This is a genomic window from Sulfitobacter sp. HI0129, assembly GCF_001635395.1.
Classification (GTDB): Bacteria; Pseudomonadota; Alphaproteobacteria; order Rhodobacterales; family Rhodobacteraceae; genus Sulfitobacter.
In genome coordinates, this window is the sequence record NZ_LWGH01000609.1 from 1 (window position 1) to 10,995 (window position 10,995).

Genomic DNA, 10,995 nt, shown 5'->3' on the forward strand with positions numbered 1-10,995 from the left:
CCCGCCCTGTTGTCATGACCCCCGTTGAACTGGCGCAGCTTCATGCTGCAGCCAACGATCGCGACCGGCCTTGGACGGCCCGTGAATTCAGCGACCTGCTCACCGGCCCCGGCGTAGGGCTCTGGACGGCTGGGGGCGGGTTTGCGCTGACCCGCACCGTCGCTGGCGAATCCGAATTGCTGACGATCGCCGTGGCCCCACAGATGCGCCGCAAAGGCATTGCCCGCCGTCTCGTCCAGGACTGGCTGGAAGCGATCGGGGATCAGTCCACCTGCGCCTTTCTCGAGGTCGCGGCGGATAATGTGGCGGCGCGAAACCTCTATGACAGCCTCGGCTTCGCGATTGTGGGGACCCGTCCTCGCTACTACGCCCGCAGGGATGCGGCCCCGGCGGATGCACTGGTCATGCGCCTCGAACTGGACAGGCGGAACCGCAAGAAATAGGCCGCTGCACGGGGCTGAATCGCGCGGCTGCCGCCAAGAAAGCGGTTGACCCCGAAGCGCGGCTGCGTCCTAATTTGCATCTGATCGCGCGACAGCGTGGACGATGGGCAGTGGCAGCGCCACGCCCCAAAATAATGACCAAGGGAGAGACCATATGACCCTCATGACGAAATTCCTCGGCGCGAGTGCCGCATTGGCACTGGGTGCCGGTGCCGCGATGGCCGAACCGGCCCTGATCTTCGATCTGGGCGGCAAGTTCGACAAGTCTTTCAACGAAGCGGCGTTCAGCGGCGCGCAGCGTTGGGCCGAAGAAACCGGCGGCGAATTCCGCGAGATCGAGCTTCAGTCCGAAGCCCAGCGGGAGCAGGCGCTCCGCCGCTTTGCCGAATCCGGCGCCAACCCCATCGTGATGACCGGCTTTGCCTTTGGTGACGCACTGGGTCAGGTGGCCGCCGACTATCCCGAGACCGATTTTGTGATTATCGACATGGTCGTTGACGAACCGAACGTCCGCTCCGTCGTGTTCAACGAACACGAAGGGTCCTACCTCGTGGGCATGATGGCCGCGCAAGCATCCGAATCCGGCACCGTCGGCTTTATCGGCGGCATGGACATCCCGCTCATTCGCAAATTCGCCTGCGGCTACGCACAGGGCGTCAAGGCCATCGACCCGGATGCCGAGGTGATCGCCAACATGACCGGCACCACCCCTGCCGCATGGAACGATCCGGTCAAAGGGTCCGAACTGACGAAGGCGCAGATCGCGCAGGGCGCGGACGTGATCTATGCCGCGGCGGGCGGCACCGGCGTGGGCGTGCTGCAGACAGCCGCCGACGAAGGCATCCTTTCCATCGGCGTGGACAGCAACCAGAACCACCTGCACCCGGGCAAGGTCCTGACCTCCATGCTCAAGCGCGTGGATAACGCCGTCTATCAGGCGATGTCCGACGGCCCCGGCATGGAAAAGGGCTTCAACGTGATGGGCGTCGCAAATGAAGGCGTGGGCGTCGCGATGGACGACAACAACAAGGACCTCGTCTCCGCCGAAATGAAAGCGTCGGTCGATGAAGCGGCGGCGAAGATCGCTTCCGGTGAGTTGAAGGTCCACGACTACATGTCGGATGACAGCTGCCCCGATCTGAGCTTCTGATCGTGACACCAGCGAAGACATCGGGGCAGCCGGAAACGGCTGCCCCTGCCATTGAACTGAAGGGTATTTCCAAGGCTTTCGGCCCGGTTCAGGCGAACAAGGATATTTCGATCCGGGTGCAGCCCGGTACGATCCACGGCATCATCGGTGAAAACGGTGCCGGAAAATCGACGCTGATGTCGATCCTTTACGGCTTCTACAAGGCCGACAAGGGCGAGATCTTCATCGGCGGGCGCAAGACCGACATCCCCGACAGCCAGGCAGCCATCGCAGCCGGGATCGGCATGGTATTCCAGCATTTCAAGCTGGTGGAAAATTTCACGGTGCTCGAGAATGTCATTCTGGGGGCCGAAGACGGGGGCTTGCTGAAACCCTCGCTCGCCAAGGCCCGCAAGAGCCTGATCGAACTGGCGAACGACTACGGCCTCAAGGTGGACCCGGATGCGTTGGTGCAGGACATCGGCGTGGGAATGCAGCAGCGGGTGGAGATCCTCAAGGCGCTCTACCGCCGCGCCGATATCCTGATCCTCGACGAGCCGACGGGCGTTCTGACCCCGGCAGAGGCAGACCAGCTTTTCCGCATTCTCGGGCGGCTTCGTTCCGAAGGCAAAACCATCATCCTGATCACCCACAAGCTGCGCGAGATCATGGAAATCACCGATACCGTCAGCGTCATGCGGCGGGGCGAAATGACGGCCACGGTAAAGACCGCCGAAACCGAGCCCGCAGAACTGGCCGAACTGATGGTTGGGCGCAAGGTGCTGTTGCGCGTGGACAAGACCCCCGCCGCCCCGCGTGACGTCGTGCTCGACGTGAAAAACCTGCACGTTGTGGACGACAAAGGCGTCGAACGGCTGCGTGGGATCGACCTTCAGGTGCGCGCTGGCGAGGTGCTGGGCATCGCGGGTGTCGCGGGTAACGGGCAATCCGAACTGCTCGAAGTGCTGGGCGGATACAAGACCGGCACCGGCAGGATTCATCTGAACGGCCAGCCGCTGGACCTCTCGGGCGCCGGCGCAGACGGACAGTCGCGCCGGGCGCGCGGGATCGCCCATGTGCCGGAGGACCGCCAGCGCGAAGGTCTGATCATGGATTATCAGGCGTGGGAGAACACCGCCTTCGGCTATCACCACGACCCGGCCTATCGGAGTGGCTGGCTTATGAACAACGCCGCGATCCGCGAAGATACCGCCGGCAAGATGGAACGTTTCGACGTCCGCCCCCCGAACCCCCGCCTTGCGGCCAAGAACTTTTCAGGCGGCAACCAGCAGAAAATCGTGCTGGCGCGGGAAATCGAACGCAATCCCGACCTGCTGCTGATCGGCCAGCCCACGCGCGGCGTGGACATTGGTGCGATCGAATTCATCCACCAGCAGATCGTGGCGCTGCGCGACCGTGGCAAGGCGATCCTGCTCGTTTCCGTCGAACTGGAAGAGATCCTGGCACTGTCGGACCGCATCGCCGTGATGTTCGACGGAAAGATCATGGGCGAACGCCTGCCGCAGGAAACGGATGAAAAGGAGCTGGGTCTGCTGATGGCGGGCATTACGGATACCGATCGGCCTCACTCCGTCGCGGAGGTGGAGGACAACCTCGCCCATGCGGGCGGCGATCCGCACAAGGAGGTCTGATATGGACGTGATGCCCAAATGGGCCGAGGTCATCCTCGTGCCGCTCATCTCGCTGCTGTTGGCGGCTGTGATCTCCGCGCTGGTGATTCTGGGCATCGGGGAAGACCCGGTGGCCGCCGTCAAGCTGATGGTTCAGGGCGCGCTGGGGTCCACCTATGGCTGGGGCTACACGCTCTACTACGCGACGAACTTCATCTTCACCGGGCTTGCCGTTTCCATCGCCTTTCATGCGCGGCTGTTCAACATCGGCGGCGAAGGTCAGGCAATGCTGGGCGGGCTGGGGGTGGCGCTGGCCGCGCTCTATATCCCGTGGCCGCATTGGTCGCTTGCGCTTCTCGGGGCGACGGCGGGCGCAGCACTTTTCGGGGCGGCCTGGGCGGCGATCCCCGCGTGGCTGCAGGCCAAACGCGGCAGCCATATCGTGATCACCACGATCATGTTCAACTTCATCGCGGCAGCCCTGCTGAACTATGTGCTGGTGAACCTGATGCGGCCCAAGGGCAGCATGGACCCCGCGACTGCGCGCTTCCCCGAGGCCACGAACCTGCCCACGCTGCATGATCTGCTTGCCCCGCTGGGTATCAGCTTTTCCCGCGCGGCCCCGGCCAACGTGTCCTTCCTCGTGGCGATCCTCGCCTGTGTTTTGCTGTGGCTTCTGATCTGGCGCACGCGTCTGGGTTACCAGATCCGCGCCTATGGATTTTCGGAAAGTGCCGCGCGCTACGCGGGCATATCGCCGGTAAAGATCACGATGATCACCATGCTGATTTCCGGCGGGCTGGCCGGGATGATGGCGATCAACAACGTGATGGGCGAGGCCGAGCGCCTTGTTCTCAACGCGACCGAGGGCGCGGGTTTCATCGGGATCGCCGTGGCGCTCATGGGCCGGTCGCATCCCCTGGGGGTTTTTATTTCCGCCATCCTGTTCGGCTTTCTCTATCAGGGCGGCGCGGAGCTTGCGCTCTGGACGTCGATCCCCCGTGAATTGATCGTCGTCATTCAGGCGCTGGTCATCCTGTTCACCGGCGCGCTCGACAACATGGTGCGCATGCCGCTTGAACGCATATTCCTGAGCCTGCGCCTCCCCCGGGAGCCGAAGCCGGAACGCAAGCCGGTGGAGCCCGCGAACTGATGGATTACACCACCCTCATCCAACTGCTCGATTCCACCGTCCGGCTGGCGACGCCCCTGCTGCTGGCCTGCCTCGCCGGGTTGTTTTCCGAAAGGGCGGGCATTTTCGACATCGGGCTCGAAGGCAAGATGCTGATCGCCGCCTTCTTTTCCGCCGCCGTGGCCGCGCTGACCGGGTCTGTCTGGCTGGGGCTGGGCGCGGGGATACTTTCCTCACTCAGCCTTTCGGCCATTCACGGCGTGGCCTCCATCACCTTCCGGGGCAACCAGCTTATCTCCGGCGTGGCGATCAACTTCCTCGCCGCCGGGATGACCGTTCTGATCGCGCAGGACTGGTTCAAGCAGGGCGGGCGTACCCCCTCCCTGATGGGCGGCGCCCGGTTCGAGACAATCACCCTGCCCTGGGCCGAAGCCCTTGCCCCCGTGCCAATCATCGGCCCGCTTTACGCCGACCTCATCTCGGGGCATCCGATCCTCGTCTATATCGCTTTTGCCTGTGTGCCGCTCACGTGGTGGATCCTGTTCCGCACGCGGTTCGGCCTGCGCCTGCGCGCGGTCGGGGAAAACCCTGCCGCCGTGGACACCGCAGGCGTTTCCGTCGTCGGCCTGCGCTATGCCGCGGTGGCGATCTGCGGCGTGCTCTGCGGATTGGCGGGCGCCTACCTCAGCACCGCGCTGCAGGCCGGTTTCGTGAAGGACATGTCGGCGGGTCGCGGTTTCATCGCGCTGGCGGCGCTGATCTTCGCCAAGTGGCGGCCTTGGTACGCGCTTTGGGCGACCCTGCTCTTCGGGCTGTTCGGCGCGCTGGAAACCCGCCCCGATGTGATCGAGGCGTTGACCTCATTGAAGGTGCAGGGCCAGCTTCTCGGCGCGTTACCCTATGTGATGACAGTGATCATCCTCGCCGGGTTCGTCGGAAAGGCCATTCCACCCCGCGCCGGGGGCGAACCCTACGTGAAGGAAAGATAACGCCAGTTGGACCGCGCCGCTATGTCCTGATCGCGGCAGTGCAGCATAAACAGTTGATTTTGTCCGCCCGCCCGCGATAGTGGACGCCATGCAAATTTACCTGCCCATCGCCGAAGTTTCGGTCAACGCCTTCCTGCTGCTGGGCTTGGGCGGGATGGTTGGCGTGCTGTCAGGCATGTTCGGCGTGGGCGGCGGGTTTCTGATGACGCCGCTGCTGTTCTTCATCGGGATCCCGCCCGCCGTGGCCGTCGCGACGGAGGCGAACCAGATCGTCGCCTCCTCCTTTTCGGGGGTGCTTGCGCATTTCAAACGCAAGACGGTGGACCTGAGGATGGGCACCGTGCTGCTGATCGGCGGGCTCATCGGGGCAGCGCTTGGCGTTGCCGTCTTCAACTACCTCAAAGCGCAGGGGCAGGTCGATCTGCTGGTTAAGCTTTCCTACGTCGTCTTTCTGGGCATCATCGGCGCGCTGATGTTCGTTGAATCGCTCAACGCCATTCGCAAGACCCGTAAAGGGGGCCGCGCGGGCAAGCGCAAGAAACACAACTGGATCCACGGTCTGCCCTTCAAGATGCGCTTCCGGGTCTCCGGCCTGTATATTTCAGTTATCCCGCCGGTGCTGGTGGGTATCACCGTGGGCATCCTTGCCGCGATCATGGGTGTGGGCGGCGGTTTCATCATGGTACCCGCCATGATCTACCTGCTGGGCATGCCCACGAAGGTCGTCGTGGGCACGTCGCTCTTTCAGATCATCTTTGTCACCGCCTTCACCACGATGCTGCATGCCACGACGAACTACACCGTTGATATCGTGCTGGCTGTTCTGCTGCTGGTCGGCGGTGTGATCGGGGCGCAGATCGGCACGCGGATCGGCGTGAAGATGCAGGCCGAACAGCTGCGCATCCTGCTTGCACTGCTGGTGCTAGGCGTCTGTGGCAAGCTCGCGCTCGACCTGCTGTTGCAGCCGGCGGAACTCTACACCCTCGGGACAGGGGGCGACCACTGATGCGCGGGTCTTTCCGGCGCATATTGGGGGCAGTCGCCCTGTCGCTCACACTCGGCCTTGCGTCTGCGGCGCTTCCGCAGGAAGCGGACGGCGTGGAAGACCAAGCCGCCCCGGCCGAACAGATCGTTCTGGGCCTCAGCCAGGCCGAAGTGGCCATCACCACCAACTTCAACGGCTCAGAAATCCTCGTCTACGGGGCTGTGAAGCGCGAACAGGCGATCCCCGAAGGCCCCCCGCTGGAGGTCATCATCACCGTCGCCGGCCCGTCGCGGCCCGTGATGGTCCGCCGCAAGGAACGCCGCTTCGGCATCTGGGTCAACACAGATGCGGTGGAAGTCGATCAGGCGCCCAGCTTCTATGCGGTGGCCACCAGTGCGCCGCTCAACGACATCCTGAAACGGATCGAGGATCTGCGCTACAAGATCTCGATCCCCAGGGCGATCCGCTCCGTGGGCGCGCCCATGACAATCAGCGATTCAGCCAGTTTCACCGATGCACTGATCCGTATCCGCAGCGGTTCGAACCTCTATCAAGTGGTCGAAAACGGGGTGGTGGTGGACGAACAGACGCTGTTCCGCGCCGCCATCAGGCTGCCTGCCGCCCTGACCGAAGGCGACTACGTGACCCGAATTTTCCTCACCCGGGGGGGCGAGGTTGTGGCCCAGCATTCCACCAGCATCGACGTGCGCAAGGTGGGGCTGGAACGCTGGCTTTTCACCCTCAGCCGGGAAAACGCGCTGATTTACGGGCTGATGTCACTGGCCATCGCCATCGCGGCGGGATGGGGCGCCTCCGCGGTCTTCAGTCTGTTGCGGCGGTAGGATGCAGCCGTCCCGGCGACTTATCCGAAATACTCACCCCGCCGCCGCGTCATCCTCTTCCAGCGTCAATGTGGGTGCCACCTGCACTTTCAGGTCATCGACACGCAGGGGTTCCGTGGGCCGGGCCAACCGGTTGCGCACGACCCAGACCAACCGTTCCTGCGCGCGGGTAATCGCCACATAGGCGAGGCGTTTCCATAGCGGCTGCCCCGCCTCCATCCTGCCCATGCGGGCGGCGGCATAAAGGTCGGGGGCAAAGACCTGCACCGTGTCCCACTGGCTGCCCTGTGCCTTGTGGATCGTTACCGCCGCACCGTGCAGGAAGGTGGCCCCCATGCGCGCGGCAAAAGGGATGAAGGGTTCCTCCTCCTCCGGCTTCTCGATCTTGACGATGCTGGCGGCGCTGACCTGCGGGTCCTCGGCCCCCATGACGTGCAATCGGCTGAAACCGGGCTTTCGGCCCTCGCCGAGGTAGACGACCTGCGCGCCCTTGATCAGGCCCCGCGCTTCGAGGTCGAGCCGCTTCTTGCGGTGCTTCAGCGGCAGCTCCAGCCCGTCACAAATGAGTGGCTCCCCGGGGAGGAGAGCATCCTCCGGCGCGCCATGTACCGACCGGAAGGCGTTGATCAGGCGGATGCGCGTGGCGTTGCGCCAGACAAGGACAGGGCTGCGGGCCATCAGGTCAACCTCCACCCGCTGGCCCCAGACCACGCGTGGATCACGACGCGCCGCGTCTTCGACCATACGCTCGAAGGTCTCGAAGCTCAGATCCGGATCACCCAGCGCATGGGCAAGATCGAGGATCGGGTTGTCCGCATCCTGACGGAACACTCGGTCGAGGTGGATCACCCGCTTCTTGGGCAGCTTGTCGAAGACCATGGTCCCCGACTGGTTCACCGGGGCAAGCTGCGCGGGGTCGCCGAACAGCAGAAGCGTGGGGAAAATTTCCTTGAGATCGGCAAATTGCTTGTCGTCCAGCATCGAGCTTTCATCGACGAAGCCGATGTCCAGCGGCTCTTCCCGCCGCTTCCAGCCGGTGATGAAATCGCTGCCCCGCAGCCCCGCGGCGGCCAGCGCGCCGGGGATCGACTTGTTGCTGGCGTAGAAGGCCGCCGCCCTGTCCAGCGCGAGTTCCGTCAGCCCCGCGATTTCGGGCCGCTCGCCCTGCCCCGCCAGCCATTCAGCAATGCGTTCATACTCGGGGTCGTAGACCGGGGTATAGAGAATGCGATGGATCGTCGTGGCCGGCACGCCGCGCAACCGCAGCACGCTGGCGGCCTTGTTGGTGGGCGCAAGGATCGCAAGGCTCCGCTTGTCGCGCCGCTTGCGGGATTCGTAGTCCCCGCTGACGACCTCCACCCCCGCCGCGTCCAGCGCGCGATAAAGCTCGGCGAGCAGGAGCGTCTTGCCCGACCCGGCCTTTCCGGTGATCGCCATCACCTGTTCCGTCCCGCCCTTCGGCGGGTGCAGCAGACTTTCGTCCAGATCGACCCCGGCGTCGCGCAAAAGAGCGGTCACCGCGTCATGGGCGGTGGCCTGATCATGGGAATATGTCACTGCCGTTTCACTCATCGCCGAACCCTATGCCACCCCTGCCCGGGGGGCCAGAGCCGACAGCCTCGACAGGCCTGTCTGCTGCGACGGGTTCACTAAAAACCCGCGCGCCGGGGTCCGGCACGCGGGTGAATGTCTTACGTGGCAGTCGTTCAGCGACGCGCGTCGAGGCAGTCCTCAAGCGTGCGCAGACCCGTGGTGGGCGCCTGCACGAGCACCGACATGTTGCCGGGCTTGTGCTCGTTGCGCATCATCTTCATGTGCGCATCGGGCAGATCGGCCCATGTGAACACCTCTGACATGCAGGGATCGAGGCGCCGCTCCAGCATCAGCTTGTTGGCCGCCGACGCCTGCTTGAGGTGCGCGAAGTGGCTGCCCTGCAGACGCTTCTGGTGCATCCACATGTAGCGCACGTCGAAGGTCAGGTTGAAACCGGAGGTACCCGCGCAGATCACGACCATGCCGCCCTTTTTCACCACGAAGGTGGAGACGGGAAAGGTCGCCTCGCCGGGGTGTTCGAACACCATGTCGACGTTCACACCCTTGCCGGTGATGTCCCAGATCGCCTTGCCGAACTTGCGCGCTTCCTTGAACCACTCGGCATATTCCGGCGTGTTCACCGTGGGCAATTGCCCCCAGCAGTTGAAGTCCTTCCGGTTCAGAACGCCCTTGGCGCCCAGATCCATCACGAACTGCCGCTTGCTTTCGTCCGAGATGACGCCAATTGCATTGGCGCCCGCCGTGTTGATCAGCTGGATCGCGTAGGAGCCGAGACCGCCCGAAGCGCCCCAGACCAGTACGTTCTGACCGGGCTTCAGATCATGCGGCTCATGGCCGAAAAGCATCCGGTAAGCGGTTGCGAGCGTCAGTGTATAGCAGGCCGCCTCTTCCCAGGTCAGGTGCTTGGGGCGCGGCATCAGCTGCTGGCTCTGCACGTTGGTGAACTGCGCGAAGGAGCCATCTGGCGTCTCGTAGCCCCAGATCCGCTGGCTGGAGGAATACATCGGATCGCCGCCGTTGCACTCTTCGTCGTCGCCGTCATCCTGATTGCAGTGAATCACAACCTCGTCGCCGACCTTCCAGCGCGTGACCTTTTCGCCCACGGCCCATACAATGCCGGAGGCATCGGAACCGGCGATATGGAACGGCTGGCCGTGGCCATCGAAGGGGCTGATCGGCTTTCCGAGCGAGGCCCAGACGCCGTTGTAGTTCACGCCCGCGGCCATCACGAGCACCAGAACCTCGTTGCTGTCGAGCGTCGGGACGTCGACGACTTCTTCCTGCATTGCCGTATCGGGTTCACCATGGCGTTCCCGGCGGATGGCCCAAGCGTACATCTTCTTCGGGACATGACCCATGGGCGGCATTTCACCAACCTCGTAGAGGTCCTTTTCGGGCGCCTCATAGGCGGCGATTGTCGTATCCAGTGCCATCAGGCCCTCCTGTTCGTCATCAGTTTTGCCGCGCCGCAGAATCGGGGGCCGCGCTTATCCAATATGACCCTGGACGAAATATTGCAACCTCATGAGGGGTAATTTTGTAACTTTATGACCGAGCGGACGCAGAAATTTGCGCCGCAGGTGCAGCATCTTCTTCCATGAAATGGGCGACGGAATTGGCGTAGAACCGCAGGACCTTGCTTTGGTTTTCCGCGATTCTCCAATGACCTTCGTGGGAAAATATCAGCCCCCGCTTAAGCATACGGTGGATCGCCTGCTGCACCTCTTCCTGGAGGTTCGCGGATTTGACCACCCGGTTTGGCTCCGGCACCCGGTCCAACAGGCTGCGCACAGCGCCCGTGACGCCATCGGTGTCCAGCAGTTCGTCCTGCAGCAGGATGTGTGCCACCAAGGGCACGGCAGGCACGGGCATTGCATCCTCGATCCGGGTCATCAGGTGGCGGGACAGGTTTTCAACGCCGTCCTCGGCCGCCGATCGCAGCGAGACCGGTTCGCCAAAGGCCACCGCGGCCACTCCGAAACGTGTGTCCTGCCCGCGCAGCCGCTGCCAGAGCTTGCGCAAAATGAACCGGACGATAACCGTGATCCGCGCGCCGAAACGCCGATCCCCCCGTTCATGCGCCGCGATAAGCACCCGGTCTTCGAGAACGCGGTCATAGTTGATCGCAACCGGTACGAAAACGACGTCACGGGCATTGGCCCTGTCGAACCCTTCGACCACGTAGGCGAGCAATCCCATCTTCGGCGGCTGCAATCGCCCGTCGAGGCTGAGCCCCCCTTCGGGGTAGATCGCCTGCGTCACGCCGCCCGCGATGGCCAGTTGCACATAG

9 protein-coding genes and 1 pseudogene are annotated in these 10,995 nt (G+C 63.6%); 7 read left to right on the plus strand and 3 right to left on the minus strand.

Annotated features, from left to right (window positions below):
- From A3764_RS16030 to A3764_RS16060, 7 genes are all read left to right on the plus strand, one after another.
- On the plus strand, positions 1 to 443 hold a 443-nt coding region (locus tag A3764_RS16030), incomplete at its 5' end, for a GNAT family N-acetyltransferase (RefSeq protein ID WP_330220537.1).
- A 154-nt stretch (positions 444 to 597) separates the two neighbouring features.
- Complete coding sequence (locus A3764_RS16035) at positions 598 to 1,593, plus strand: BMP family lipoprotein (protein WP_067919210.1); 996 nt, start codon at positions 598 to 600, stop codon at positions 1,591 to 1,593.
- Between the two features lie 2 nt (positions 1,594 to 1,595).
- Positions 1,596 to 3,224: an ABC transporter ATP-binding protein gene (locus tag A3764_RS16040; RefSeq protein WP_067919208.1), complete on the plus strand. Its 1,629-nt coding sequence runs from the start codon at positions 1,596 to 1,598 to the stop codon at positions 3,222 to 3,224.
- Between the two features lies 1 nt (position 3,225).
- Positions 3,226 to 4,356 carry an ABC transporter permease gene (locus tag A3764_RS16045; RefSeq protein ID WP_067919206.1) on the plus strand — a complete coding sequence of 377 codons (1,131 nt, stop codon included), beginning with the start codon at positions 3,226 to 3,228 and terminating at the stop codon, positions 4,354 to 4,356.
- A complete protein-coding gene (locus tag A3764_RS16050) occupies positions 4,356 to 5,324 on the plus strand; it encodes an ABC transporter permease (RefSeq protein WP_067919204.1) in 969 nt (322 codons plus the stop codon). The genes A3764_RS16045 and A3764_RS16050 overlap by 1 nt, the downstream gene beginning before the upstream one ends.
- Before the next feature lie 88 nt (positions 5,325 to 5,412).
- Positions 5,413 to 6,330 carry a sulfite exporter TauE/SafE family protein gene (locus tag A3764_RS16055; RefSeq protein WP_067919202.1) on the plus strand — a complete coding sequence of 306 codons (918 nt, stop codon included), beginning with the start codon at positions 5,413 to 5,415 and terminating at the stop codon, positions 6,328 to 6,330.
- Complete coding sequence (locus A3764_RS16060) at positions 6,330 to 7,151, plus strand: TIGR02186 family protein (RefSeq protein ID WP_082851110.1); 822 nt, start codon at positions 6,330 to 6,332, stop codon at positions 7,149 to 7,151. Before A3764_RS16055 ends, A3764_RS16060 begins: the two co-directional genes overlap by 1 nt.
- Before the next feature lie 33 nt (positions 7,152 to 7,184).
- Here A3764_RS16060 and A3764_RS16065 read toward each other — a convergent pair whose 3' ends face one another.
- The 3 genes and pseudogenes from A3764_RS16065 to A3764_RS25245 all read right to left on the minus strand — a co-directional run.
- The gene (locus tag A3764_RS16065; protein WP_067919200.1) at positions 7,185 to 8,723 is read right to left on the minus strand and encodes an ATP-dependent DNA helicase; all 1,539 of its coding nucleotides are present in this window, start codon (positions 8,721 to 8,723) and stop codon (positions 7,185 to 7,187) included.
- A 134-nt stretch (positions 8,724 to 8,857) separates the two neighbouring features.
- Positions 8,858 to 10,138 carry a crotonyl-CoA carboxylase/reductase gene (ccrA, locus tag A3764_RS16070; RefSeq protein WP_067919198.1) on the minus strand — a complete coding sequence of 427 codons (1,281 nt, stop codon included), beginning with the start codon at positions 10,136 to 10,138 and terminating at the stop codon, positions 8,858 to 8,860.
- Positions 10,139 to 10,250: 112 nt separating this feature from the next.
- Positions 10,251 to 10,995: pseudogene (locus A3764_RS25245) on the minus strand (1-acyl-sn-glycerol-3-phosphate acyltransferase); the annotation flags it as partial.

Bases quoted from the DNA above. Each gene is read 5' to 3' on its own strand.
- A3764_RS16050 (WP_067919204.1), top strand. From the start codon at position 4,356: ATGGATTACACCACCCTCATCCAACTGCTCGATTCCACCGTCCGGCTG.
- A3764_RS16035 (WP_067919210.1), top strand. From the start codon at position 598: ATGACCCTCATGACGAAATTCCTCGGCGCGAGTGCCGCATTGGCACTG.
- ccrA (WP_067919198.1), bottom strand. From the start codon at position 10,138: ATGGCACTGGATACGACAATCGCCGCCTATGAGGCGCCCGAAAAGGAC.
- A3764_RS16065 (WP_067919200.1), bottom strand. From the start codon at position 8,723: ATGAGTGAAACGGCAGTGACATATTCCCATGATCAGGCCACCGCCCAT.
- A3764_RS16060 (WP_082851110.1), top strand. From the start codon at position 6,330: ATGCGCGGGTCTTTCCGGCGCATATTGGGGGCAGTCGCCCTGTCGCTC.
- A3764_RS16055 (WP_067919202.1), top strand. From the start codon at position 5,413: ATGCAAATTTACCTGCCCATCGCCGAAGTTTCGGTCAACGCCTTCCTG.
- A3764_RS16045 (WP_067919206.1), top strand. From the start codon at position 3,226: ATGGACGTGATGCCCAAATGGGCCGAGGTCATCCTCGTGCCGCTCATC.